Annotated in this window: 25 protein-coding genes, 1 other RNA gene and 1 riboswitch; of the genes, 10 read left to right on the top strand and 16 right to left on the bottom strand. The window is 63.0% G+C overall.

The genetic code is table 11. The annotated features are described in order from the left end of the window. Positions 1–108: 108 nt before the first annotated feature. The 3 genes from greA to carA are packed head-to-tail and all read right to left on the bottom strand — an operon-like array spanning position 109 to position 4,938. On the bottom strand, positions 109–585 hold the full coding sequence (gene greA / locus ABIC75_RS19980) for a transcription elongation factor GreA (RefSeq protein ID WP_354015651.1): 477 nt from the start codon (positions 583–585) through the stop codon (positions 109–111). Beyond that, entirely contained in the window at positions 582–3,809 is a 3,228-nt protein-coding gene (gene carB / locus ABIC75_RS19975; protein WP_354015650.1) for a carbamoyl-phosphate synthase large subunit, read from the bottom strand. The genes greA and carB overlap by 4 nt, the downstream gene beginning before the upstream one ends. Next, entirely contained in the window at positions 3,802–4,938 is a 1,137-nt protein-coding gene (gene carA, locus ABIC75_RS19970; protein ID WP_354015649.1) for a glutamine-hydrolyzing carbamoyl-phosphate synthase small subunit, read from the bottom strand. Before carA ends, carB begins: the two co-directional genes overlap by 8 nt. A 213-nt stretch (positions 4,939–5,151) precedes the next feature. Here carA and ABIC75_RS19965 point away from each other — a divergent pair, with 213 nt between their 5' ends. From ABIC75_RS19965 to ABIC75_RS19955, 3 genes are all read left to right on the top strand, one after another. Beyond that, complete coding sequence (locus ABIC75_RS19965) at positions 5,152–5,847, top strand: 2OG-Fe(II) oxygenase (protein WP_354015648.1); 696 nt, start codon at positions 5,152–5,154, stop codon at positions 5,845–5,847. 59 nt (positions 5,848–5,906) lie between these two features. Beyond that, positions 5,907–6,659: a tetratricopeptide repeat protein gene (locus tag ABIC75_RS19960; RefSeq protein ID WP_354015647.1), complete on the top strand. Its 753-nt coding sequence runs from the start codon at positions 5,907–5,909 to the stop codon at positions 6,657–6,659. A gap of 105 nt (positions 6,660–6,764) precedes the next feature. Further along, complete coding sequence (locus ABIC75_RS19955; RefSeq protein WP_354015646.1) at positions 6,765–7,514, top strand: DUF4184 family protein; 750 nt, start codon at positions 6,765–6,767, stop codon at positions 7,512–7,514. Here ABIC75_RS19955 and ABIC75_RS19950 read toward each other — a convergent pair. The 6 genes from ABIC75_RS19950 to hrcA form a co-directional block, all read right to left on the bottom strand. Then, on the bottom strand, positions 7,502–8,506 hold the full coding sequence (locus ABIC75_RS19950) for a sodium:calcium antiporter (protein WP_354015645.1): 1,005 nt from the start codon (positions 8,504–8,506) through the stop codon (positions 7,502–7,504). The two genes, ABIC75_RS19955 and ABIC75_RS19950, sit on opposite strands and share 13 nt — an antisense overlap. Before the next feature lie 81 nt (positions 8,507–8,587). Continuing rightward, positions 8,588–8,740, bottom strand: a riboswitch (yybP-ykoY riboswitch). Positions 8,741–8,815: 75 nt separating this feature from the next. Continuing rightward, positions 8,816–9,619 (bottom strand): 4-hydroxy-tetrahydrodipicolinate reductase, encoded by an 804-nt coding sequence (dapB, locus tag ABIC75_RS19945; RefSeq protein ID WP_354015644.1) that lies wholly within the window; start codon positions 9,617–9,619, stop codon positions 8,816–8,818. Positions 9,620–9,766: 147 nt separating this feature from the next. Continuing rightward, the gene (dnaJ, locus tag ABIC75_RS19940) at positions 9,767–10,900 is read right to left on the bottom strand and encodes a molecular chaperone DnaJ (RefSeq protein ID WP_354015643.1); all 1,134 of its coding nucleotides are present in this window, start codon (positions 10,898–10,900) and stop codon (positions 9,767–9,769) included. Between the two features lie 134 nt (positions 10,901–11,034). Next, a complete protein-coding gene (gene dnaK, locus ABIC75_RS19935) occupies positions 11,035–12,966 on the bottom strand; it encodes a molecular chaperone DnaK (RefSeq protein WP_354015642.1) in 1,932 nt (643 codons plus the stop codon). A gap of 159 nt (positions 12,967–13,125) precedes the next feature. Next, a complete protein-coding gene (grpE, locus tag ABIC75_RS19930) occupies positions 13,126–13,656 on the bottom strand; it encodes a nucleotide exchange factor GrpE (RefSeq protein ID WP_354015641.1) in 531 nt (176 codons plus the stop codon). Between the two features lie 84 nt (positions 13,657–13,740). After that, a complete protein-coding gene (gene hrcA / locus ABIC75_RS19925; RefSeq protein ID WP_354015640.1) occupies positions 13,741–14,793 on the bottom strand; it encodes a heat-inducible transcriptional repressor HrcA in 1,053 nt (350 codons plus the stop codon). Positions 14,794–14,988: 195 nt separating this feature from the next. Between hrcA and recN the strand changes: the two genes are divergently transcribed. After that, positions 14,989–16,659 (top strand): DNA repair protein RecN, encoded by a 1,671-nt coding sequence (recN, locus tag ABIC75_RS19920; protein ID WP_354015781.1) that lies wholly within the window; start codon positions 14,989–14,991, stop codon positions 16,657–16,659. Positions 16,660–16,874: 215 nt separating this feature from the next. Here recN and ABIC75_RS19915 read toward each other — a convergent pair whose 3' ends face one another. Continuing rightward, positions 16,875–17,510, bottom strand: a complete 636-nt coding sequence (locus ABIC75_RS19915) for a response regulator transcription factor (protein WP_354015639.1) — start codon at positions 17,508–17,510, stop codon at positions 16,875–16,877. Between the two features lie 136 nt (positions 17,511–17,646). Here ABIC75_RS19915 and ABIC75_RS19910 point away from each other — a divergent pair, with 136 nt between their 5' ends. Beyond that, entirely contained in the window at positions 17,647–19,242 is a 1,596-nt protein-coding gene (locus tag ABIC75_RS19910) for an MASE1 domain-containing sensor histidine kinase (RefSeq protein ID WP_354015638.1), read from the top strand. Between the two features lie 347 nt (positions 19,243–19,589). Here ABIC75_RS19910 and fur read toward each other — a convergent pair whose 3' ends face one another. Then, the gene (fur, locus tag ABIC75_RS19905; protein WP_354015637.1) at positions 19,590–20,006 is read right to left on the bottom strand and encodes a ferric iron uptake transcriptional regulator; all 417 of its coding nucleotides are present in this window, start codon (positions 20,004–20,006) and stop codon (positions 19,590–19,592) included. 76 nt (positions 20,007–20,082) lie between these two features. Between fur and ABIC75_RS19900 the strand changes: the two genes are divergently transcribed. Further along, positions 20,083–20,547: an outer membrane protein assembly factor BamE gene (locus ABIC75_RS19900; protein WP_354015636.1), complete on the top strand. Its 465-nt coding sequence runs from the start codon at positions 20,083–20,085 to the stop codon at positions 20,545–20,547. 16 nt (positions 20,548–20,563) lie between these two features. Here the strand turns inward: ABIC75_RS19900 and ABIC75_RS19895 are convergent, their stop codons facing one another. After that, entirely contained in the window at positions 20,564–20,845 is a 282-nt protein-coding gene (locus ABIC75_RS19895; protein WP_354015635.1) for an RnfH family protein, read from the bottom strand. Then, complete coding sequence (locus ABIC75_RS19890; protein ID WP_354015634.1) at positions 20,838–21,269, bottom strand: type II toxin-antitoxin system RatA family toxin; 432 nt, start codon at positions 21,267–21,269, stop codon at positions 20,838–20,840. Before ABIC75_RS19890 ends, ABIC75_RS19895 begins: the two co-directional genes overlap by 8 nt. Before the next feature lie 82 nt (positions 21,270–21,351). Between ABIC75_RS19890 and smpB the strand changes: the two genes are divergently transcribed. Next, a complete protein-coding gene (gene smpB, locus ABIC75_RS19885) occupies positions 21,352–21,843 on the top strand; it encodes an SsrA-binding protein SmpB (protein ID WP_354015633.1) in 492 nt (163 codons plus the stop codon). Here smpB and ABIC75_RS19880 read toward each other — a convergent pair. Next, positions 21,835–22,347, bottom strand: a complete 513-nt coding sequence (locus ABIC75_RS19880) for a GNAT family N-acetyltransferase (protein WP_354015632.1) — start codon at positions 22,345–22,347, stop codon at positions 21,835–21,837. The genes smpB and ABIC75_RS19880 overlap by 9 nt on opposite strands. A 109-nt stretch (positions 22,348–22,456) precedes the next feature. Here ABIC75_RS19880 and ssrA point away from each other — a divergent pair. The 3 genes from ssrA to ABIC75_RS19865 all read left to right on the top strand — a co-directional run bounded on the left by ssrA (position 22,457) and on the right by ABIC75_RS19865 (position 24,226). After that, positions 22,457–22,808: a transfer-messenger RNA gene (gene ssrA, locus ABIC75_RS19875) on the top strand. Positions 22,809–22,974: 166 nt separating this feature from the next. Further along, a complete protein-coding gene (locus ABIC75_RS19870) occupies positions 22,975–23,442 on the top strand; it encodes a tyrosine-type recombinase/integrase (RefSeq protein ID WP_354015631.1) in 468 nt (155 codons plus the stop codon). Between the two features lie 499 nt (positions 23,443–23,941). Next, positions 23,942–24,226, top strand: a complete 285-nt coding sequence (locus tag ABIC75_RS19865) for a helix-turn-helix domain-containing protein (RefSeq protein WP_354015630.1) — start codon at positions 23,942–23,944, stop codon at positions 24,224–24,226. Positions 24,227–24,405: 179 nt separating this feature from the next. Here ABIC75_RS19865 and ABIC75_RS19860 read toward each other — a convergent pair whose 3' ends face one another. Together ABIC75_RS19860 and ABIC75_RS19855 are read right to left on the bottom strand one after the other, a co-directional pair. After that, positions 24,406–25,074: a hypothetical protein gene (locus ABIC75_RS19860; protein ID WP_354015629.1), complete on the bottom strand. Its 669-nt coding sequence runs from the start codon at positions 25,072–25,074 to the stop codon at positions 24,406–24,408. 133 nt (positions 25,075–25,207) lie between these two features. After that, a complete protein-coding gene (locus ABIC75_RS19855; RefSeq protein ID WP_354015628.1) occupies positions 25,208–25,426 on the bottom strand; it encodes a helix-turn-helix transcriptional regulator in 219 nt (72 codons plus the stop codon). Between the last annotated feature and the right edge of the window lie 222 nt (positions 25,427–25,648).

Raw genomic sequence — 25,648 nt, 5'->3', positions numbered from 1 at the left:
GGTGAGCTCCTACACAGGAGTTCGCTTCTGCAAGCCAAAAAAAGGGCCGCTCGTGCGGCCCTTTTTTTGCCGGAGAACAGAGACTGCGCTCCAGCATGTTTCATCAGGTCAGGCGTAACGCACGCCCACAATCGCATAGCTCTTCACACCATTGGGCGCGGTGAACTCGAAGCTGTCGCCTTCGCTCTTGCCGATTAGGGCGCGGGCAATCGGCGAGGACACGGCGATCAGACGCTGCTTGATGTCCGCTTCCAGATCACCAACGATCTGGTACGTCACGGCTTCGCCGCTTTCTTCGTCTTCCAGATCCACCGTTGCGCCGAACACCACGCGCGAACCCGCCGCCAGGCGACTGACGTCGATCACTTCCGCCGTGGACAGCAAGGCTTCCAGCGCGGCGATACGCCCTTCGATGAAGCTCTGCTGCTCGCGTGCAGCGTGGTACTCCGCGTTCTCTTTCAGGTCGCCATGCGCACGTGCTTCGGCGATGGCCGCGATGATCTGCGGCCGATCAGTGCCTTTCAGCTTTTCCAGCTCGTTGCGAAGACGCTCCGAGCCTGCCTTGGTAATGGGCGCACGACTCATGCTTTCAGTTCCTTGTGCAGTTCCTGCAGGCTGTGCACCGAGCCGTCGCCGTGATAATCCAGCGAATGCACCAATGCGCGGGCACCTGCCACCGTGGTCGAGTACGTGACGCGCTGCTGCAGGGCCTCGCGTCGGATCGAGAACGAGTCGGCGATGGCCGCCTTGCCCTCGGTCGTGTTGACGATATAGACGATCTCGCCGTTCTTGATCAGGTCGACGATGTGCGGACGGCCTTCGATCACCTTGTTGATGCGCTCGCAGGCCACGCCGTGCTCGGCCAGATACTTGGCCGTGCCTTCGGTGGCCACCAGGCTGAAGCCGCGCTCCAGCACTTCGCGGGCAACCGGCAGCAGGCGATCCTTGTCGGCATCGCGCACCGACACGAACACCTTGCCCTTCGGCGGCGTCTTGATGCCGGCTGCATCGTGACCGCGTGCGAAGGCGGCGCCGAAGCTGCGGCCCACGCCCATCACTTCGCCGGTGGAGCGCATTTCGGGGCCGAGGATCGGGTCCACGTTCTGGAACTTCAGGAACGGGAAGATCGCTTCCTTCACCGAGTAGTAGCTCGGAATGACTTCGCGCGTGGTGCCCTGCTCGATCAACGACCGGCCAGCCATCGCACGCGCGGCGATCTTGGCGAGCGGCACACCCGTGGCCTTGGACACGAACGGCACCGTGCGCGAAGCGCGCGGGTTCACTTCGAGGATGAACACCGTATCGCCCTGGATGGCGAACTGCGTGTTCATCAGGCCGATGACCTTCAGTTCCTTCGCCATCGCCGTCACCTGGCGACGCATTTCGTCCTGCACTTCCGGCGTCAACGAGTACGGCGGCAGCGAGCAGGACGAGTCGCCCGAGTGCACGCCCGCTTCCTCGATATGCTCCATGATGCCGCCGACGAGCACATTGCCTTCGGCGTCCGCGATGATGTCCACGTCCACTTCAACGGCGTGATCGAGGAAGCGATCCAGCAACACCGGCGAATCGTTGGAGACCTGCACCGCATCGCGGATGTAGCGCGAGAGATCCGCATCGCTATAGACGATTTCCATCGCGCGGCCGCCCAGCACGTAGCTCGGGCGGACCACCAGCGGGTAGCCGATCTCGCGAGCCGACGCCAAAGCTTCTTCCGGCGTGCGCGCGGTGCGGTTCGGCGGCTGCTTCAGGCCGATCTTCTCGATCATCTGCTGGAAGCGCTCGCGGTCTTCCGCCAGGTCGATGCTGTCCGGCGAGGTGCCGATCACCGGTGCGCCCGCCGCTTCGAGTGCGCGCGCGAGCTTGAGCGGCGTCTGGCCGCCGTACTGCACGATCACGCCCTTGGGCTTTTCCAGGTCCACGATTTCCAGCACGTCTTCAAGCGTGAGCGGCTCGAAGTACAGGCGGTCGGAGGTGTCGTAGTCGGTGGAAACGGTTTCGGGGTTGCAGTTGACCATGATGGTCTCGAAACCATCCTCGCGCAGTGCGAGTGCCGCGTGCACGCAGCAGTAGTCGAACTCGATGCCCTGGCCGATGCGGTTCGGACCGCCGCCCAGCACGATGATCTTGTCGCGGTTGGTCGGGTTGGCTTCGCACTCTTCCTCGTAGGTCGAGTACATGTAGGCCGTGGTGGTGGCGAACTCGGCGGCGCAGGAGTCCACGCGCTTGTACACCGGGCGCACGCCCAGCGTGCGGCGCAGGTGACGCATGGCCGCTTCGTTGGTGTCGAGCAGTTCGGCCAGGCGCGCATCGGAGAAGCCCATGCGCTTGAGTTCACGCATGCGCGCGGCGTCGAGCGCGGTGACGCCCTGCGCCTGCACGTCCTTCTCGGTGAGCACGATGTCTTCAAACGCGGCGAGGAACCAGGGATCGACGCGGCTGAGGCCATACACGTCTTCCAGCGACAGGCCTGCGCGGAATGCATCGGCGAGATGGAACACGCGATCCGGACGCGGCTCACGCAGCTCGCGCTTGAGCGCGTTGATGCCTTCCTCGGAAGTGAGATCCAGACCGGTCGGGTTGAGACCGTTCTTGCCGATTTCCAGGCCACGCAGCGCCTTTTGCAGCGATTCGTGGAAGGTGCGGCCCATCGCCATCACTTCGCCGACGGACTTCATCTGCGTGGTGAGGCGTGCATCGGCCGACGGGAACTTCTCGAAGGCGAAGCGCGGAATCTTGGTGACGACGTAGTCGATGGTCGGCTCGAACGACGCTGGCGTGAGGCCGCCGGTGATGTCGTTCTTCAGTTCGTCCAGCGTGTAGCCGACGGCCAGCTTCGCCGCGATCTTGGCGATCGGGAAACCGGTGGCCTTGGATGCCAGCGCCGAGGAACGCGACACGCGCGGATTCATCTCGATGACCACCACGCGGCCGTTCTCGGCATTGATGCCGAACTGCACGTTGGAGCCGCCGGTATCCACGCCGATCTTGCGCAGCACCGCGATGGAAGCATCGCGCAGGCGCTGGTATTCCTTGTCGGTGAGCGTCTGCGCCGGCGCGACGGTGATCGAGTCGCCGGTGTGCACGCCCATCGGATCGAGGTTTTCGATCGAGCACACGATGATGCAGTTGTCCGCCTTGTCGCGGACCACTTCCATCTCGAATTCCTTCCAGCCGAGCACGGATTCCTCGACCAGCACTTCGCCCACCGGCGACAGGTCGAGACCACGCTTGACGATTTCCTCGAACTCTTCGCGGTTGTACGCGATGCCGCCGCCGGAACCGCCCAGCGTGAAGCTGGGGCGGATGATGGTGGGGAAACCCACCTTCGCCTGCGTCACCAGCGCCTGCTCGAAGGTGCGAACCACTTCGGCCTTCGGGCATTCCAGGCCGATCTCGGCCATGGCGACGCGGAACAGCTCGCGGTCTTCGGCCATGCGGATGGCTTCGCGCGACGCGCCGATCAGTTCGACGTTGTACTTCTCGAGCACGCCGTTGTCGGCAAGGTCGAGGGCGCAGTTGAGGCCGGTCTGGCCGCCCATCGTCGGCAGCACCGCGTCGGGGCGCTCCTTGGCGATGATGCGCTCCACCGTCTGCCAGTTGATCGGCTCGATGTAGACGGCGTCGGCCGTCTCCGGGTCGGTCATGATCGTGGCGGGGTTGGAGTTCACCAGGATGACGCGGTAACCCTCTTCCTTCAGGGCCTTGCAGGCCTGCGCGCCGGAGTAGTCGAACTCGCAAGCCTGACCGATGACGATCGGGCCGGCGCCGATGATGAGGATGCTCTTGATATCGGTGCGCTTAGCCATGCGTGCGGGCCTCCTTCATCAGGGCGGCAAAACGATCAAACAGGTAGCTCATCTCGTGCGGACCGGGACTCGCTTCCGGGTGACCCTGGAAGCAGAACGCCGGGCGATCGGTGAGCGCGAAGCCCTGCAGCGAACCATCGAACAGCGAGGTGTGCGTGACGCGCACGTTCGCCGGCAGCGTGGCCGGGTCGACCGCGAAGCCGTGGTTCTGCGAGGTGATCAGCACGCGGCCGTCGTCCAGATCCTTCACTGGATGGTTCGCGCCGTGGTGGCCGAACTTCATCTTCAGCGTCTTGGCGCCCAGCGCCAGACCCATGATCTGGTGGCCCAGGCAGATGCCGAACAGCGGGATCTTCGCGTCGAGGAACTGCTTGGTCGCTTCCACCGCGTAGTCGCAGGCCGCCGGATCACCAGGGCCGTTGGAGAGGAACACGCCGTCGGGCTTCATGGCGAGCACGTCGGCAGCCGGCGTCTGCGCGGGAACGACCGTGATGTCGCAACCCTGCTCGGCCAGCAGGCGCAGGATGTTGTACTTCACGCCGTAGTCGTAGGCCACGACCTTGAAGCGTCGGGCCGGCTGGTTGAACGCGGTGCGGTCGAGGTCGTAGACGCCCTCGTTCCACGTGTACGACTCGCCGACGCTTACTTCCTTGGCCAGGTCCATGCCGTTGAGGCCCGGGAAGGCGCGCGCCTTCGCCAGTGCCGCTTCGACGTCGATCTGTTCGCCGGCAACGATGCAGCCGTTCAATGCGCCCTTGTCGCGCAGGATGCGCGTCAGGCGACGCGTATCGATGCCGGCCAGGGCCACGATGCCGTGACGCTTGAGGTAATCGGGAAGGCTCTCGGTGCTGCGCCAGTTGCTGGCTCGACGCGGCACATCACGCACGATCAGGCCCGCGGCGTGCACCGACGCGGACTCTTCGTCCTCGACGTTGACGCCGGTATTACCTATGTGGGGATACGTAAGGGTGACGATCTGTTTGGCGTACGAGGGATCGGTGAGGATCTCCTGGTAGCCGGTCATGGCGGTGTTGAAAACCACCTCGCCGACGGTTTCGCCAGTCGCGCCAACGGCGTAGCCGTGGAACACGCTGCCGTCTTCGAGGGCAAGCAGAGCAGGAATAGGCATGGGAGGACCGCCTTTTAGGTGCAGCAAGGTCCGCAAGCCGCACCAAAGCAGGCTTGAGGACCTTAGTCGAGGAATGTTGCAGGGCGGGTCGCAATGATAGGTGCAAGCCCCTTTGGTGTCCACCCAAAAGAGCTGAACGCAGCCCCGGGAAAGACCCTTTGCCGCCCTGCCCGAGCGTTACACTAGCGCGGTCTCATCCATGCTCGGACGTCCATGAACTCAGCCGCGTTGCTCGACCCCGCCCGTCTCGACCGACCGGACACCGACATCAGGGCGGAACCGTTTCCGTTCCTGATCGCGCACGGTCAGCTGCCAGACGAGGCACGAGGCGAGCTGGAGCGCGATTTTCCGCGCTACGCGAGTGCCGGGTTCTTCCCTTATGACGCCAGTGACTGCGGCCCGTCGATCAACGCCCTGGTCTCGCGCCTGAGTTCGGCCGAGTTCGCCCGCGCCATCGGCGAGCGCCTGGGCATCGACAACCTGGGCCAGTACCCCACCCTCATCACGCTGTGCCGGTCGCTCAACAAGCGCCACGGCACCATCCACACCGACAGCAAGTCCAAGGTGGCCACGGCCCTGCTCTACCTCAACAACCTGTGGCCGGACACCAGCGACGGCTGCCTGCGCTTCCTGGGCAGCGTGGACAACATCGACGACATCGTCGCGCCCGAACTCAAGCCGCTGTACGGCGAATTCGCCGTGTTCAAGCGCTGCGAAAACTCGTTCCACGGCCACCTTCCCTTCGAAGGCGAGCGCCGCGTGATCCAGGTCGCCTGGCTCACCAGCGAGGAAGAAAAGCTGCGCAAGACCAAGCGCGGCAAGTTCGCCCGGGTGTTCAAGAAGATTTTCGGCTCGCTGGATCGCAAGCTGGGCGCCGACCGCGACCGCAACGCTTCGCATCCCGACTGAGTCGGCGCCGCCAGGCCAGGCGGCAACCCCATCGCACGTCAACATCACGGAGGAGTGACATGCCGTTCGTTTTTTTGCTGTCCATCGCGTTGCAGGTCGGTTGCGCCGTACACGTCGTGCGCAGAGGCCGCCCGCTCTACTGGATCTGGCTGCTGCTGATCGGCTCCTACCTGGCCGTGGCCGTGTACGTGCTGGTCGCCGTGATTCCCGACATGCGCCACGATCCGCGCGGTCGGCAGGTAGCGCGCAAAGCCATGCAGACCATCGATCCGCAGCGTCGACGCCGCGAATTGCAGCGCAAACTGGAACTGGCCGACACGGTGCAGAACCGCAGCCACCTCGCCGCCGAATGCCTCGCCATGGGCGACTACGAGAATGCGCGTGAGCTCTACCAAGGCTTGCTGACCGGCCTATACAGCACGGAGCCGGATTTCATGCTCGGCCTGGCGCGCGCACAGGCGGGCAGCGAGGACTACGCCGCGGCGCGAGTAACGCTCGATGCCTTGATCAAGGCCAACCCCAACTACCGTTCCAGCGACGGGCACCTGCTATACGCGCGCTGCCTGGAGGAGCTCGGCGAATACGATGCCGCGCTCGACGAATACCGCGTGCTCGCCGACAGCTATCCCGGCGAAGAGGGCCGCTACCGCTACGCGGCGCTGCTGCGAAAACAGCAGAAGCATGCGGAAGCACGCGGTGTACTGGAGTCATTGCTCAGCCGGGCCAAACTGATGCCCGGCTATTACCGCCGCAAGGAACAGGCCTGGCTCAAGGCAGCCCGCTCTGAGCTGGCGAAGCTGGGCGAATCCTGAGAAACGCCACGCTTTCGTGTGCTGTCAGCTTGTCGCTATCTTTCCGCCATGCCCTCAACGTGTCCGGCGCATAGAGTGACTCATCGCTGATCTCACCGATGTGCCATGCCGTTCACCGTAAGCCACATAGCGGCCGTGCTGCCATTGCGACGCCATTGCAGCATGGACGTCTTCGTCGCCCTGGCCATAGGCAGCATGATGCCGGACATGCATTACTTCCTGCCGGTGCTGCGCGAGCACTGGCCGCTACCCAGCCACCACCTCATCAGCCTGCCGTTGTTTTGCTTGCCGGCAGGCTGGTTGCTTTGGCGATTGTGGCGGCCCTTGTGGGTGCCTGTTTCCATGGTCGACGGCCACGAACCGCCCGTGCCGGCGCCATGGCGCGTGATGCTTGCGCTGATCGTCGGTGCGCTCACCCACTTGGCGTGGGATGCGTGCACTCATGCCAACTACGGCCTTGGGCTCTACCTGCCCGCGCTGGGGCAACCTTTGTTCCGGGTTGACCACGCCGCGATTTCCGCCGCCAATCTCCTGCAATACGGAAGCAGCGTTGCGGGGTTGCTGGTGTTGGTCATGGCGGCATGGCCTGCACGACAGCGGTTCGTGCACGGCATGCGCGAGGGCGTGGCGGTGAGCTGGTTGGTGGCTGCTTTGTTTGTCGTCGCCATCCTGACTGCATTGCTGACGTTTGCCCTCACCTGGAACATGGGCGAAAACGTCAACCAACTGCGCCATACGCTTCGACTCACGGCGTGGAATGGCCTTTCCATGCCGCTGCTCATCGTCATGCTTTATCCGTTGATCTGGCGCCTTCGCCAACGCAAAGCCATCCACACCAGCGATCAGCTGCCGTAGAAGTGCCACGCCACGTAGGCAGCAAACACACTGTACAGCGCACCCACCGGCACCAGCCAGCGTGCGTCCACGCGCCCACGGCGAAACATCCACCACAGATAGATCACCGCGATACCCGTGAGCACGCCCGCCACCATCAGCGGCGCGTCGAACAGCCAGGGCGTGGCGAATAGCGCGAGTGAGCTGGGAATGGTCGCCTGGATCATCATCGCGCCCGAGATGTTGGCCAGCGCGAGGCGCTCCTTGCCCTGGCGCACCCAGATCAGCGCGTTCATCGTCTCCGGCAACTCCGTGGCGACCGGGCTGAGCACCAGGGCCACCAGATGCGGCGAGAGGTTCAACGCGATGCCGATGGCCTCGATCTGCTTGACGAAGGTGTGCGAGGCAAACGCAATCACGACCAGTGCCAGCGTGGTCTGCGCGACCACCCACCATACCGACGGATCGGCCGCCTTCGGTTGGAACTTCAGCGGCTCGATTTCCTCTTCCTCGGGCGCGGTGTCGGACGACTTCAACTCGCGCCATACATACAAGCCGTAGGCGGCGAGGAAGAGCACGCCCAGCCATGGCTTGAACGCGAACGCGATCAGGCCCAGCCCGCACTTCACCACGAAGATCGCCAGGAACCACGACTGGTCGCGCGCCAATCGCCTGTGTTCCACGCGCACCATGGCGTCCGCACGTTGCAGGCGTCGACGATTCATCCACAAGGCCACGCCCACGACCGCATACGCAATCGTTGCCAGCACGAGCGGACCTCCGAGAGCCGCGCCCACGCCGATGTCTTTTTGCTCCGGTGTCTTGCCGAGGATCACGGCGACGAACGTCACGGCGCTCTCCGGCAATGCCGTGCCGAACGCCGCCAGAATGGTGCCTGTGGCGGTGGCGCCCAGGTTGAGCTTCTGGCCGAACCACTCCACGCCGTTGACGAAATATTCGCAGGCGAGATAGATCGCACCAGCCGAGAGCAGGAACAACAGTGCAGTGAGCATGCTTTTTCCAAGGCCGGGCGAGCAGAAAACCATTGGCTCAGCGACGCAAGCTCGCCCGGCCGGGTAAGCGCGTCGTGGCCAAAGGTCTCGCCGGGCTGTCGATACCGATGGTATCGATGAACCATCCACGCCATGAAGCCGAGGCTTCAAGTCTGTTGACGCGGATTCCTCTGGAATCGCAACCGATGACCGGCTGCAAGGGGGTGAGGATGGCTACTCCCCAATGACAATCGCAATAAGTTTAGAGGCCCGAGGGGCCTCGGGCAAGCGAACGGGCCTGAATTACGGCGCGCGCTACACCATAACGGTTCAACGCGACGAACGATCCGCCAGCATCGCGTCGAGATCGTAGTCGCCGGCATCGCGGCCGCTGAGCCAGTGTGCGGCTTCGAGTGCACCGCGGGCGAAGATCGAGCGATCCGTCGCGCGATGCACGAGTTCCAGGCGCTCGCCCTGCCCCATCAGCAGCACTTCGTGCTCGCCCACGATATCGCCGCCGCGCACCACGGCGAAACCAATGGTGCCTTGCGCGCGAGGTCCAACGCGTCCTTCCCGGGCGTACACGGCGCTCTCGCGCAGCGAGGTGCCGCGTGCCGAAGCGGCCGCTTCGCCCAGCGCCAGCGCGGTCCCGGACGGCGCATCTTCCTTGCGGTTGTGGTGCGCCTCGACGATGTCCATGTCCCAATCCGGCAAGGCCGCGGCAGCCTGGCGAAGCAAACGCGTCAGCACCGCCACGCCAAGGCTGAAATTGGCCGCCCGCAACAGCGCTATGCGGGCCGCCGACGCGCTGAGGCGCTGCGCGAAGGTGGCATCGAGCCCGGTGGTGCCCGTGACCAAGGCCACGCCGTTGGACTCACAGTACGTAAGCGCTTCGGCGAGACCGGCCGGACCGCTGAAATCCACTACGACATCCAACGCATCGGCCGCCGGCCATTCGTGCGTGAAACTCAGCGAGCCCTCGCAGGCGCCGACGGCCTGACCCAGCTTCGAGGAACCGGGCGACGCAATAGCCGCCACCAGCATGAAACGCGCATCGTCTTTCACCAGTGCGAGCAGGGCCTGCCCCATGCGACCGGTGGCGCCGTTGATGGCAAGGCGGACGGGCTGGGTCATCGGTGGATTCCTTCCTGGGGCGGGGCTGGCACGGGAGAGGCGATGCTACCGCCTGCGGGCGTCGTCGTGCACAACCCGCGTGAATCGCGCAAAAAACAAAGCCCCGGCTTTGAGCCGGGGCTTTGCAGCGACACGTGTCGTGTGAACTTACGAGGTGACGCGCGACCAGAATTGCTTGACGCCATCGACCCAGGTCTTGGCGCGCGGCGTGTGCTTCTCTGCCTCGCCATCGTCGAAGGTGGCCTCGAGTTGCTCCAGCAGATCGCGCTGCTGCTTGGTGAGGCGCACCGGCGTTTCCACCACCACGCGACAGATGAGATCGCCCGTGCGGCTGCTGCGCACCGATTTCACGCCGCGGCCGCGCAGGCGGAATATCTGCCCGGTCTGCGTTTCCGGCGGAATATTGATCGGCACTTCGCCTTCCAGCGTGGGCACCTGCAATTCCGCACCCAGCGCTGCCTGCGCGAAACGAATCGGCAATTCGCAATGCAGGTCGTTGCCGTCGCGCTGGAAAATGCCGTGCTCGCGCACGCGCACTTCCACGTAGAGATCGCCCGCTTCGCCGCCGGCCGGGCCGGCTTCGCCCTGTCCCGTGAGGCGGATGCGATCGCCGTTGTCGACGCCCGCGGGAATGTTCACCGACAGCGCGCGCGTTTCCTCCAGACGGCCTTCGCCATCGCACTGCTTGCACGGCTTCTCGATCGCATGGCCGCTGCCGCCGCAATGCGGGCACGCCTGCTGGATGGAGAAGATGCCGTTCTGCATGCGCACGCGGCCATGGCCCGCGCAGGTCTTGCAGGTCACCGTCTTGCCGTCGGCCGAACCGCTGCCGTTGCAGTGATGGCAATTGACCTGGGTGGGGATCTCGATCTTCTTCTCGGTGCCGAACACGGCTTCCTCAAGATCGAGCTCCATGATGTAGCGCAGGTCGGAGCCGCGACGCGAACGAGCGCGCCCGCCACCACCGCCCATGCCGAAGATGTCGCCGAAAATATCGCCGAAGATGTCGCCCATGTCGCCAAAGCCACCGGCGCCACCGCGACCGCCCATGCCGTGCTCGAAGGCGGCATGGCCGTGCTGGTCGTACATCGCGCGCTTCTGCGCGTCCGACAGCACTTCGTAGGCCTCCTTGGCCTCCTTGAATTTCTCCTGCGCATGCGGATCGTCCGGACAGCGATCCGGGTGGTACTTCATCGCGAGTCGACGGAACGACTTCTTCAGTTCGACCTCGGTGACGGTGCGCTCCACCCCGAGGATTTCGTAGTAATCACGCTTGCTCATCGTTGCATCCGGCATGGACCGCTCTCTTGCGACACGGATCAGGCGACCCGTGTCCTATCAGCAAAACAGCCCGCGCCTAGGTGTCGAGTCCCGGGCGCGGGCTGCATCAGATCGGCAGCGCCGACCGGCCCATATTACTTCTTGTCGTCCTTGACTTCAGTGAACTCGGCATCGACCACGTCGTCCTGACCGGCCGAGGAGCCGCCCTGCGCACCGGCGTGGGCACCGGCGTCAGCCTGCGGGCCAGCACCGCCCTGGGCCGCTGCGTACAGCGCCTGCGCGACCTGCTCGAGCTTTTCGATCTTCGATTCGATGGCGCCCTTGTCGTCGCCGTCCTTGACCTTCTCCAGGTCGGACAGTGCGCCCTCGATCGTGCTCAGCTGATCGGCCGGCACCTTGCCGCCGTGATCCTTGAGCGCGCTACGGGTGGCGTGCACCAACTGGTCGGCCTTGTTGCGCGTGCCGACGAGTTCGTGGAATTTCTTGTCCTCTTCCTTGTTGGCCTCGGCGTCGGCCACCATGCGGTTGATCTCTTCCTCGGACAGGCCCGAGCCGGCCTTGATTTCGATCTTCTGTTCCTTGCCGCTCTTCTTGTCCTTGGCCGACACGTGCAGGATGCCGTTGGCGTCGATGTCGAAGGTCACTTCGATCTGCGGCATGCCGCGCGGCGCCGGGTCGATGCCCTGCAGGTCGAACTTGCCCAGCGACTTGTTGGCGCTGGCACGCTCACGCTCGCCCTGCAGCACATGCACGGTCACCGCGCTCTGGTTGTCGTCGGCAGTGGAGAACACCTGCGAGGCCTTGGTCGGCACGGTGGTGTTCTTCTCGATCAGCTTGGTCATCACGCCGCCCATCGTCTCGATGCCGAGCGACAGCGGGGTGACGTCGAGCAGCAGCACGTCCTTCACGGTACCGCCCAGCACGCCGCCCTGGATCGCGGCGCCCACGGCGACGGCTTCATCCGGGTTGACGTCCTTGCGCGGCTCCTTGCCGAAGAAGTCCTTCACCGACTCCTGCACCTTGGGCATGCGGGTCTGGCCGCCGACGAGGATGACCTCGCTGACGTCGGACACGCGCAGGCCGGCGTCGTTCAACGCGGTGCGGCACGGCTCGATGGTGCGCTTGATCAGGTCTTCCACCAGCGCTTCGAGCTTGGCGCGGGTGAGCTTGATGTTGAGGTGCTTGGGACCGGACGCATCGGCCGTGATGTACGGCAGGTTCACTTCGGTCTGGTGGCTGGACGACAGCTCGATCTTCGCGCGCTCGGCGGCGTCCTTCAGGCGCTGCAGTGCGAGCGGATCCTTGCGCAGGTCCATGCCCTGGTCTTTCTTGAATTCCTCGACGAGGTAGTCGATGACGCGCATGTCGAAGTCTTCGCCACCCAGGAAGGTGTCGCCGTTGGTGGCCAGCACTTCGAACTGCTTCTCGCCGTCCACTTCGGCGATCTCGATGATGGACACGTCGAACGTGCCGCCGCCGAGGTCATACACCGCCACCTTGCGATCGGCGCCCTTCTTGTCCAGGCCATAGGCCAGCGCGGCCGCGGTCGGCTCGTTGATGATGCGCTTGACGTCCAGGCCCGCGATGCGGCCGGCGTCCTTGGTGGCCTGGCGCTGGCTGTCGTTGAAGTACGCCGGCACCGTGATCACAGCTTCGGTGACGGGCTCGCCGAGATAGTCCTCAGCGGTCTTCTTCATCTTCATGAGGACCTTGGCCGAGATCTCCTGCGGCGCCATCTTGCGGCCGTCGGAGGTCTGCACCCAGGCGTCGCCGTTGTCGTGCGCGATGATGCCGTAGGGCACGATGTGCAGGTCTTTCTGCACTTCCGCGTCGGTGAACTTGCGGCCGATAAGGCGCTTCACCGCGTAGAAGGTGTTCTTGGGATTGGTCACGCTCTGGCGCTTGGCCGGCGCGCCCACCAGGACTTCGTTGTCCTTGGTGAAGGCCACGATGGACGGCGTGGTGCGATCGCCTTCCGAGTTCTCGATGACCTTGGCGGTGGTGCCGTCCATGACGGCGACGCACGAGTTGGTCGTGCCCAGGTCGATACCGATGATTTTACCCATGTTGTCTACTCCCGAATTCTTTAAGCGACCCCTCGGCCGCGACTGGTTTTCAGATGGGGTTTCGCGCCCGGCATCTCAATGCCGACAAGACCCCCCAATGCCTTGCACCGTTGCCGGAAGGGGACGCCATTCAGGCGTCCTCGACCACCGGCGCAGGTGTCATTCCTTGGCGACCGCCACCAATGCGGGGCGCAGAAGCCGATCGTTTAGCACGTAGCCCTTCTGGAGCACGTTGACGACCGTGTTGGGGGCCGCGCCCGGGGCCTCCACCATGCTCACGGCGTGATGCCGATCCGGATCCAGCGGCTGGCCCACCGGATCGATCTGCACCAGGCCATTGTTCTCGGCGATCTTCAGCAGCGACTTGAGCGTGAGTGCGATGCCCTCGCGCACGCTGGCCACGTCGCCGCTTTCCACCTGCAGGCCGCGCTCCAGGCCGTCGTAGACCGGCAGCAGCTCGTTCAACAGCTTCTCGTTGGCGAAGCGGCGAGCCTGCTCCACGTCGCGATGCAGGCGACGACGCTGGTTCTCGATTTCCGCCTTCTCGCGCAGCACCGTATCGCGCAGCTCCACGTTGGCAGCTTCCAGTTCGGCGATGCGGCCCTTCAGTGCTTCCAGTTCGGCGTTGGGCACGGTGCCCTCCACATGGCCCTGCGCCTCGTGGGGCGCCGTGGGATCGTTGCTTTGCATAAATAACTCCAAGCCTTATCCATGGCCGGTGCGTTACGCACCAACCGTCAAACACTTGCGGGTAAATCCCGCCTCCCGAGCGCGTTATAAGGTCGTAGCGGCGCGATTCAAGGCGTCGCTGAGCAAACCGGCCGTTGCCTGCACCACGGGAATCACCCGCTCGTAGGCCATGCGGGTGGGTCCGATGACCCCTACCGCGCCTAGCACGCGGCCCTGTGCACCATAGCTGGCTGTGACCACACTGCAACCATCCAGTGCCGCAAACCCCGATTCTTCCCCGATGAAGAGCCTTACGCCAGGGGCCTTGGCGCACACTTCCATCAGCTGCAATAGCTCGTTCTTCTGCTGGAAGGCCTCGAACAGCTCGCGCAGGCGCTCAAGGTTCGCTAGTTCCGAATAACCCATCAGGTTGGTCTGGCCGCTCACCAGCACGTCGTCGCTTTCGCTCTGCGGGGCGAACGAGGCCGCTGCAAGTTCTACTGCGCTGGACATCAGCCGGTTGAGTTCGCCGCTAGCCTCGCGGAGTTCGCGCAACAGATGGGCGCGGATGTCGTCCAGGCGCAGGCCGGCAAAATGGCCATTGAGGTAATTGGCAGCCTGCTCCAGCTCGCCGCCTTCCAGCGGCTTGGCCAGCTGCACGATGCGGTTCTGCACCTGGTTGTCCGAGAACACCAGGATCACCAGCACGCGTGCGTCGGGCAGCGCCACGAAGTCGATGTGGCGCAGTGGAAAGTCCGCCTGGCGCGGCACCGTGACCACGCCGGCGAAGCGCGTCATGGCCGAAAGCAGCGTGGAGACGTTGCCGAGCAGGTCGCGCGTGGTGGTGGGGCCCGGCGGCAATTCGCGACGCAGGCGGGCCATCTCGTCCTGCGGCAGCGGCTGCAACTCGATCAGGCTGTCCACGAACAGGCGCAGGCCACGCGGCGTGGGCACGCGGCCCGCCGAGGTGTGCGGCGAGGCGACCAAGCCCGCTTCTTCCAGGTCCGCCATGATGTTGCGGATGGTGGCCGGGCTCACGTCCAGGCCGGACGAACGCGACAGCGTGCGCGACCCCACAGGCTCGCCATCGGCGAGGTACTGGGCGATCAATGTGCGCAAGAGGCGTCGTGCGCGGGCATCGAGATGGGCGGCTGGCATGCTGTAGCAATCCGTGAGACACGAAAGAAATAAGGTCTGGCGGGAAAGTTTGCAAGAAATGGGGATGCGGGGCTGGTGGCGGGGGCGCCAAAAACGGGTGGTCGGTCATGCACCGGATGCCAGAGCGTGAGCCTCCACTATCCGTTTCCCATGCCCCGCCCCTTACAATCCCCCGACTCCAACACGCCCTCGCCCATGCTCACCTCGCTCTACGTTCGTCATTTCGCCGTCGTCGAAGAAGCCGAGATCGCCTTCGGCCCGGGTCTTACCGTGGTCAGCGGCGAGACGGGTGCGGGCAAGTCCCTGCTCGTGGATGCCCTGATGCTGCTGGCCGGCGCCCGTGCCGACAGCGGCATGGTCCGCGCCGGCAGCGACCGTGCCGAGCTCACCGCCGAGTTCGACCTGACCCACCTGCCTGAAGCCCGCGAATGGCTGCGCCGCGAGGAGCTGGACGAAGAGGACAGCTGCCAGCTGCGCCGCGTCATCCGCGCCGAAGGCAGCTCACGCGCCTGGATCAACGGACGCCCGGCCAACGCCAGCCAGCTCGGCGAACTGGCCACGCTGCTGGTGGAAATCCACGGCCAGCACGAACACCAGGCGCTGCTCTCCCGTGCACACCAGATGGAACTGCTCGATGCCTACGCCGGCAACGAAGCCCTGGTGGCACAGGTTCGCGAACTGGCCCAGCAATGGCGCGAGCTGGGCAACCGCATCCGCAAGCTGAGCGGCGGCGACGATCGCGAACAGCGCATCGAACTGCTGAGTCATGAACTGGGCGAGCTTGAAAAGTGGGCACTGCCCGCCAGCGAACTCACCGAACTGGAAGCCAACCACAAGCGCCTGGCCAATGCCGGCCGTCTCGCCGAAGGCGCGGGCGGCGTGGTGGAACTGCTCGATGGCGAAAGCGAATTCGCGTTGCGACGCGCGTTAGGCCGCGCACAGCTGGAAATGAGCAAGCTCGCCGCGCTGGACGATCGCCTCGCGCCGTTGCTGGAACTGCTGGACAACGCCTCGATCCAGCTCAGTGAAGCTGCCGATGGACTCGGTCGCTATGCGCTCGACGTCGATCTCGATCCCGATCGCTATGCCGAAGTGGATACGCACCTCACGCGCTTGCACGAACTCTCGCGTCGCCATCGCCTGCCGGTGGCCGAACTGCACGACAAGGCTGCCACGCTGCGCATCGAACTCAGCGAACTGGAAGGTGCCGGCGACGCGCTGGAAAAACTGGCCAGCCAGCGCGCGCGCCTGCAACAGCAGTACGACGAACATGCCGCCAAGCTCAGCCACGCTCGCCAGCAGGCCGCCGAACGCCTGGGTGGCGAAGTGAGCGTGCTGATGGGCGAACTGGGCATGAGCGGCGGTCGCCTCGTCATCGAACTGGAATCGACTAGCGAAAGCGATCCCGACGCACAAGGCCGCGAGCGCTGCGAACTGCTGGTGAGCGCCAATCCCGGCCAACCGCCGCGCGCACTGCGCAAGGTGGCATCGGGCGGCGAACTGGCACGCATCAGCCTCGCCATCGAAGTGGCCACGCTGGGCAAGGACACCATCGGCACCATGGTGTTCGACGAAGTGGATACCGGCATCGGCGGCGCGGTAGCCGAAGTGGTCGGCCAAAAGCTGCGCGCACTCGGCGGACTCCGTCAGGTGCTCTGCGTCACGCATCTGCCGCAGGTGGCCGCGCAGGGCCACGCGCATCTTCGCGTGAGCAAGGAAAGCGATGGCGAATCCACCCGCACGCGCATCGAGAAACTTGATGCCAACGGCCGCCGCGATGAACTCGCGCGCATGCTGGGCGGTGTGGAGATCACGCGCGAAACGCGGGCGCATGCCAAGCAGATGCTGGAGCGGGCGCAGGTTTAAGGATCTGCTTCGCTCACTACGTTGTCCGTGACGTCAGCTCACCGCCACCTCACCTACGTCATTCCGGCGCAAGCCGGAATCCAGTGGTGTGGTGCGAGGTCGTCGCGACTCCCGTAAAGGCCATCGCGAAAAACGGAAGCTCTCTCTACTGGATTCCGGCCTGCGCCGGAATGACGAACGGGAACGCAAGGCGTGACGCGTCCCGCAGGAACCTGTCAATTCTTCCGTGGCAACAACCCGCGCTCGGTGGCCATGCGGTAGAGATCGAGTTCCGACCCCGCACCCAACTTGCCCATCAAGCTCGCGCGATGGATGTAGACCGTCTTCTGGCCAATCCCAAGCTCGCCCGCCACCTGCTTGGGCGCGCGACCCGCCGCCAGCAAGAGGAACACTTCGCGCTCGCGCGCCGTGAGCCGATGGATGGGATCGCGCGATTCGCTCGGACGTTCAGCGCGGCGCTTGCGCAAATCCGAACTGAGAAAACATTCACCCTGCATCACCGCGCGCAAGCCGGCGACGAGTTCCTCCGGCGCCACGCCCTTGGTGACGTAGCCGCTCGCACCGCGACGCAAGGCTTCCGATACGTAGGGCTCGCCGTCGTGCATGCTCAGCACCACGATGCGCGTATCCGAGGCGACGCTGCGCAAATGCTCGATCAACGGCAGCCCGCTGCCATCGGGCAGCGAGAGATCGAGTGCCACGAGATCGGGACGACACGAGCCAACCGCTTCGACCGCATCGTCGGCGCTGCGGCATTCCGCAACGACCTCCAGATCCGGTTCCAATTCGATCAGCCGCTTGAACCCCTCTCGGACAATGGCATGGTCATCGACCAGGACAATGCTGTACATGCCGCATGTATAGCAGTCCCGGAGGCCGTTGACGATCTCTGCGCGCATGTGGCCGAAAGAGCGCGCACGGGCGATGGCGTCAAAGTGCCCGGACGGCCGTCTGGACCGCTGCCCGACGCCATGTAACATCGGCCGCATGCGACTCAAATCTTCCGCGCTCCCCGGTTCCAGCCTGCTTCTGGGTATTGGCTATTTGCTGCTCTGGCTGCTGCTCTGGCCCACCGAACAACCCTATTGGATGCTTCCCTACGGCCTGCGTTTTGGCGCTTTGCTGCTTGCGCCCACGCGCATGTGGCCCTGGCTGCTCGGCGCCGAATTCGCAGCGACCGGGCTGATCGCGTCCGTCCATCCGCTGCCGATGGGCTGGTGGGGCTTCCTTATGGGAGAACTGCCCGAGCCCCTGGTGGTTGCCGTCTGCCTCTGGCTGATGCGTCGCGCCAACCTGCACGCCAGCCTGCGCGACCCCGAAGATGTGGCTCGCCTGCTCCTGTCGGCCGCCTTTACGGTGGCGGCCACCACGGCGACGGATGCGGTGCTGCTCGCGCTGGTCCACGCCAGCCCCACCACCGAGCTGATGATGCAGGCCCTGGGCCAGGATCTGCTCGGCAACTACGTGGGCGTGCTGCTGGTGGTGCCGCTGCTGGTGATGATGCTGCGCGCACGGCTGGACAAGCGGGCGCTCGGACGCCTGTTGATGGATGGCATGCTGGTGCTGCTGCCGTCACTGGCGATCCTGCTGGTGCTTTCGTCGCACGCGGCGCCGCAGCCGCAGTTCGCTCGCGTGTTGTCGCTGGCGCCCGTGCTGTTCTTCGCATTTCGGCATGGCTGGCGCGGCGCCAGTCTCGCCATGCTGATTTCCAGCCTGGGCATGACGCTGGTCGATCATCTCTCAGGGCACGGCATTCCCAGTGCAGCCGGCGAACTGTTCCTGGCCGTGGCGGGCACCGGCGCGCTGATGCTTGGCTCAGCCACCGATGCGCTTCGCCGCAGCAGCGAGCGCGTGGCAGAACAGAACGTCTATCTCGCCGCGGTGAATCGCCGCCTCGATCATCTCGCCCGTCAGTTGCGAGACGCCGCACGCGGCAACCTGCGCACCGAGGAAAACCAGCGCCGCCACATGGCTGCGGAACTGCACGACGAACTGGGACAGAACCTCACTGCCATCCAGACGCATCTGAAGCTTGCGCAATCGCGCCTGACGCAGGCCGGCATGGACGATATCGGCGTCTCCATCAACGCCATCCTGGGCCACATGCGCCGCGCCCTGCATCGCCTGCTGGACGATCTTCGCCCCGCCGTGCTTGATGAATTCGGCCTGCTGCGCGCGCTGGACGAGGGCCCGATCCGCGACCTGCTCAACGCGGCGGGCGTGGCCTACCGCACCGAACTGCACGGCGACCCGCGCCTGCTCGACGACGACACCCGCACCGTGGTCTATCGCTTGGTGCAGGAAAGCGCCACCAACGCCGTGAAGCACGCCCACGCCGACACCTTCCAGCTGCGTCTGCGCATCGGCGAGCGCCAGGGCGTGGCATTGGCCCTGCTGGACATCCGGGACAACGGCATCGGCCTGCCGGCCCGCATGCCTCGCGGCGGCCGCGGCATGCAAGGCATGCGCGACCGGGTGACGTCACTGGGCGGCCTGTTCAGGGTCCGGCCCGAGGCCCAGGGCGTTCATCTTCGAATATTGTTGCGCAGCAACACACAAACTGGTGACGTAGCTCGCACTTAGGATCGTTACATAGGAAATTTTCCGATACCCGAGGTGTGAAGGGTTCGTTACGCTGGATTCATCGATGTGGGGGAGCCACCATCGCAAGATGGTGAGCCATGCCAACCGTGGGGACGGTGGGCATGAAGAACGGCAGGATGCCGTTCCGCCGGAATCGGTGGCCATACCGGGACGCGCGAGCAACTCGCCCTCCTAGGAGCCATCCGGTAACGGATCAAGCCGCAGGGCGGACAGGAGTCCTCCCGCGGCTTTTTTTATGGGCGAAGGTTTTGCATGCCGCCCTTCCGGCCACGAAAAAGGCCGGCAACGTTTCCGTCACCGGCCCGAGGATTTCGCGAGGATTTCGCTTACTTGCCGCCTTTCTTGGGGCGCACGTACAGCACCAGGCTGTGGTCTTCGATGACGTAGCCGTGGCGGGCGGCGATCTCGGCCTGGAGCCGCTCGATCTCCTCGCTCACGAACTCGATGACCTTTCCGCTGTCCACATCGATCATGTGGTCATGATGCTTGCCGCGGTCCAGTTCGTAGACGGCCTGGCCGCCCTCGAAGTTGTGCTTGACGACGATGCCCGCCGCCTCGAACTGGGTCAGCACCCGGTAGACGGTGGCCAGTCCGATGTCTTCCTGGTGGGCGAGCAGGCGTTTGTAGATGTCTTCGGCGGTGAGATGGTGGGCCTCCTCATCTTCGAAGATCTGGAGAATACGCATGCGGGGGTGGGTGACCTTGAGCCCGGCTTTGCGCAGTTCTTTCGTTTCCTGTTCCATAGCAAACTCCACGCACACGGCGCCACGAGGCCGTTAGTGTATCATCCGACACCTTTACGATCCGGACGCAACACGCATGCATAAGCTGATTCGCACGCTGGGTTTTGCCATGCTGGCACTGTCGCTGGCCAGCTGCCGTCTCATTTATACCCCCGACGTGCAACAGGGCAACCTGCTCGACAAGAAGACCGTGGATCAGCTGCAGCCCGGCATGACCAAGCGTCAGGTATTGGTGCTGATGGGTTCGCCGTCGGTGAATTCGCCCTTCAGCCAGAACGAGTGGGCTTACGTTTCCACCCAGCAGCACCGCGGTGGCGACATCAAGGTCCACACGCTCAAGCTCACCTTCAACAACGATGTGCTGGTTCGCACCGAAGGCGACTTCTTCGCCGAAGACGCGCAGAAGCTCATCAACGACACCAAGAAGTACCACGCCAGCTATCCGGTCGACGAAACCAAGGGTGACAAGAACACCGGCGGTGGCGGCGACAAGGGTGGTGACAACGGCGGCGGTGGTGGCGGCGGCAACGACGGTCACTAAGCCCGTGCGGCCGGCGTCAACCCTCGTGGGCGCGGCGCCGGCGTGCTTCTTTTGGATCGAGCGTGAGCGGCCGGTAGATTTCCACCCGGTCGCCCTCGCCCACCACGTGATCCGGCGTCACCTTGCGGGAGAAGATTCCCAGTCGCGCCGGATCCACGACGAGTCCTGAAATCTCCCGCGCGATGCCTGAAGCTTCGATGGCCTGCGCCACGGTACTTCCCGCAGGCAGCGTGACTTTTCGCAGCCAGCGTCGCGAGGGTTCGGCAAAGACCACCTCGACGGTGACCTGCTCAGCCATAGGTGCGCTCCGCCTCGCGGCAGAAATCGTCGACCATGCGGCTCGCCAGCCCCTGGAAACCCAGCTTGATGGCCGCGCCACCCAGCTTGCCCGCATAGTCGAAATCCAGCGCGAAGGATACCTTGCAGCCGGCGTCGCCCAGCGCGATGAATTCCCACAGCCCGTCCAGGCTGCGGAACGGACCATCGACCAGGCTCATGTGCAAACGGCTGGGACGCACGGTGCTATTGCGCGTGGTAAAGCTCTGGCGAAACCCCATGTACTTGAGATCCAGCCGCGCCACCAGCACATCCTCGCCACGCTCCAGCACCTGAGCGTCGACACACCAGGGGAAGCGCTTTGGGTATGCTTCAACGTCATTGACCAGATCGAACATCTGGGCCGGCGAATATCGCACCAGGGCGCTGCGGCGGATCTCGATCACTTCAGCCTCTTCTTGAGCATCATCTTCAGTCCCTCCACGGACGGGACCATCACCAGGGCAATGAGCCCGAAGTTTAACGGACATGGCCAAGCCTAAGGACAAAGACAAAAACGCGGGCGGCACCATTGCGCTGAACAAACGCGCGCGCCACGAGTACCACATCGACCAACGCTTCGAGGCAGGACTCGAGCTGCAAGGCTGGGAAGTGAAGTCGCTGCGTGCCGGCCGCATCAATTTCGGCGACAGCTACGCCGTCGTGCTGAGGAGCGAGATCTTCCTCGTCGGCACTTCCATTCCGCCGCTGATCAGCGCCTCCACGCACGTGGTGGCCAACGATCGCCGCACGCGCAAGCTGTTGCTTCATCGAGAAGAGATCGACACCCTCATCGGCGCCGTCGAGCGCAAGGGCTACACCCTCATTCCCATGGCCCTCTACTGGAAGGGCAACAAGGTGAAGGTGGAAATCGGACTGGCCAAGGGCAAGCAGGCGCACGACAAGCGCGATGCGGAAAAGGAACGCGACTGGCAGCGCGAAAAGCAGCGCACCATGCGTTCGCACAACAAGCTAGCCTGACATTCTCCGCCACGAGCCTGGCTCGCCTTCGGAAAGCCCCACCGCATCCTCGCGCAGCGACATGTTCATGGCATCCACCGAGGTGCCGAAACCGAACCGCTCATAGATGCAATGCGCGGCGCCGGTGGAGTGCAGGTTGAGCGAATCAACGTCCTGCGCCCTCGCCGCCGCCCCCAACGCCGCGAGCAAGGCAGAAGCCAGGCCCTGGCGCCGATGCGTGCGCTTCACGAACATGTTCAGCACATACCAGCCCACGCCGCGACGGAAATAAGCCGAAGGCAAGTGCGTATACGGATGCACCATCACGCAACCGGCCGCGCGCCCTTCCACCTCGGCCAGCCAGGCCAGCAAGCGGCCTTCGGGCATGGCTTCCTCGATCCAGCCGCGCAACTGGTCGGCAAAGCCGTCCGGCAATTGCTGCTTGAGCTCTTCTTCCAGAAACGCACAACGCAATTCCGTCAACACACCTGCATCGTGCAACACCGCCTGACGTATCCGGACCATGGCCGTTCCTTTCGGTGGTGATGGGGTAAACCATAGCGGCGTCATGCAGCTTGTAGAAATGCCTTCCGGCTACATATACTGACTGACCAGCTACTGTTTCAGTTTCCCCGGGGGTGTCATGGCTTCGACGGGGGTAGTGAGATAGCTTGGTGCATGCCGAGGGGGCAGCTTTCCTCGTTAATCCAGCCGCAAACTTATAGTTGCCAACGACGACAACTACGCTCTGGCCGCTTAAGGCCTAGCCCCGAACCCACTTGTGCTCGTGCTCGTGGATGTAGGGTCATTATCACGAGATCGCCCGAAGCTGCCGCCTGTCGGTAAGGGCTAAATCAAGCAGGCTGGTCCTTCGATGCGCTTCGCACGCTGTGCTGTCGCGGGATGAGATCTAACGGCGAGCTAAGCATGTAGTACCGGGCGTCAAACGCCTTCGGACGCGGGTTCGACTCCCGCCACCTCCACCAACTCAACGTCCACGGACGTTCCAAGAAGGCCGGAATCCCAAGCAACAGCAAGGGTTCCGGCCTTTTTCTTTGTCCACTGACGTCTAGAGAGATTCCTTGAAATCCGGGGGCAACTGGGGGCAAGATCGGGGGCAACACGGATGTCACTATTCAAAGTTGCCCCCACATGCCACTCACCAACGTCGCGATCAACAAAGCCAAGCCGATGGGAAAGACCTACCGCTTGTGGGATAGCGGGGGCATGTACCTCGAAGTCTCGCCTTCTGGAGGAAAGTGGTGGCGATGGAAGTACCGTCACTCTGGTAAAGAGAAGCGACTGTCCCTTGGCACCTTCCCCGATACCAGCCTCGCAGAAGCTCGCGATAAGCGCGATGCAGCACGCAAGTTACTAGCGTCCAGCATCGATCCGAGTGAGCAACGGAAGGCTACTAAAGCAGCTGGCGAAGAGCGCTCGGCCAATAGCTTTGAAGTTGTGGCCCGAGAATGGCACGCGAAACAGTCCTCGACTTGGGTGGAGCTCCACGCAAGCCGCATCATGCTGCGATTGGAGAATGACATCTTTCCTTGGCTGGGCAGCCGGCCGATCGCGGACATCACCGCCAAGGAGTTTCTGATACCCTTTGCCTGCGGCTAGCGGTGAGTGGGCAATGCCTTGGTATCCCACCAAGACGGCCGCAAAGCACACGGCCACAATTACGATTGTTCTGGTCGAAGGGAAGGACTTCTTCTCCGCTTGCCGCGGAAGACGTGGCGGAAGATTCGGAGGTAGATCAGGGGGAAGATCTGGTGGTAGATCCATCAGGGAATCCTTGAAGTCCGACAATCGGGAAGGGCGACGAGTCAGCCGTAGATCGTGATTTGCGAGGAGTGCCCGCATCGTTCGCAGCGGTACATTCCGTGATGGACCTGACTGCCGGGGCTAGGGCTGCTAGACACATGGACGGTGCTGTTGACGTTTCCACATGCCTCGCATTTGTCCCTCCATTTCAAGCTCTTGCCATCGTCAAAGACGATCACTGCACCAGTCGCGCCGGCCATAAACACCTCGTAAAGCCCATTATAGACTACCCTATTTTGGACTATTCCAAAACCGTGTTTAGCGTGTCAAGTCGGTCAACGACAGAGCACGCACCATGGCCTCGACACACCACGTGGACTACAGGCTATTGATCGAGATGCTGCGCGAGACCCGCGAAGGGGAGGATGTTGCCCAAACCGAACTAGCCCAAACTCTTGGAACCACACAGACCTTCGTTTCGAAGGTCGAGCGGGGTGAAAGGCGGCTGGATCCAGTTGAGCTAACGGAATTCCTCGAAGCACTAGGGGTGCAACCAGAGGCATGGCTCAAGAAATATCTGGCCAGCCGAAGAGAGCTCCATAGGAAGCAAGAGGTAAGGCGAAAGGTCTCCGCTCTCTAGAAGTCGACCTTCAGACGGAACCGCCGTCATGAAAACTGATTGTCAAAGAACCGCCCCATTAAATAGGCAGGGAGAGTACCTGCGTGCTATTTTTAAGGTGTAATAATTAATCGATTGAAGAGAGCCGGCACTCCCCACCCTGTCGCATTTACGGCGCTTGCATTTACAGTGTACGTAAATCAAATTGTTGGCATATTCCACCATCGCTTCAGTGGTACAGCGCCGGGCACAAGATCGAACTCTCCCTCTTGAGAGCGATGAATAAAGAAGAGTCGCTCCTCGCTCCACCAGCTCAAATATCTCGATTCCTTGCTAACATAATTGATTGCACCTTTGTCCGGAGCCAGCGAAACATACACTCCGTTCTTGCTGACTAGCTTCTCCGTTTCGCTGTAATTCAAACTCGTCCCGGCCTTGCGGGCTGCTTGCTGGAATCGTCTAAGGGCTTTCACTGGCCTCCGCTCTAACGCGGGGTGATCACGAAGAAGAAAGTGAAAGTGGCAATTTCCTCGATCACGGACCCAAAGAATCTTACCGACGTCCACAGGTGCTAGGAGCTCTACGCCAGTTTGTAGCCCGGGGTAGCGCCTCTTTTTTTTGATATCCTCCCGCTCCAGTAGCACCACTCCCGTCAGCGGCCTAACCGAACGCCATCCGTAGCGACCAAACAATTGTTTGTGAAGTCTGCCGACGAATACTTCGCCGTGCCTCAGTGCGGAAGCATCGTCGACCGGACGCTGGAAGGTCAGCGTTACAAAGAAACGGTAAGGACCATACTGCTTAATTACATCAGCAACTTGGTTGTGCTTAATATCTAAAAATTCTTCTGTTTCAAAATCTCGTATCATAAATTAGTTTCCTAAGGGTATAACTTTTCTCATCTGCAGCCGGTCTGGCCGAGAAGTGCTTGTGAAAATTGAATTTCGATGAAGTCGCGTCGTTTTGTATGATCAGAAAGTTCGCGACGATATTTACTATGTATCAGTTAGCGTAGGCCGTTGGGAAAAGGTGCCGGCGCTGATCCATCCAATGAAGGACTTCAAATTCGTGCCAAGCAACGGAGCGTTCCGACAGACGTACCGAGCGAGGAAAAGAACCTTCGCTCTGCATTTTATAAATCTGTGAACGTGACAGACCGATGAGATGAATTACTTCGGGAAGACGGATAAAGCGATTTGGTTGAGCATGTTTTGTTGTCATCAGAGCCTCATATTTGCGGCATTGGTGCCGCGGAAATATGGTGCCCCGGACCTGATAATTAATCTATGCTCAACCCAGTCTGAAACGGACTATTTTGCTATTGACATGGATAAGGGAACATCCGTTCTCGCACATCGATATCTTGTACGATCATCCCTTGGTAGCCAACACAAAGTGGGGGCAACTATGGGGGCAACTATGTCAAGGCTTTCCCGCATAGTG

The sequence above is a fragment of the Dyella japonica genome (assembly GCF_040545895.1).
Classification (GTDB): domain Bacteria; phylum Pseudomonadota; class Gammaproteobacteria; order Xanthomonadales; family Rhodanobacteraceae; genus Dyella; species Dyella japonica_D.
This window is presented reverse-complemented; position numbering and strand designations above follow the sequence as displayed.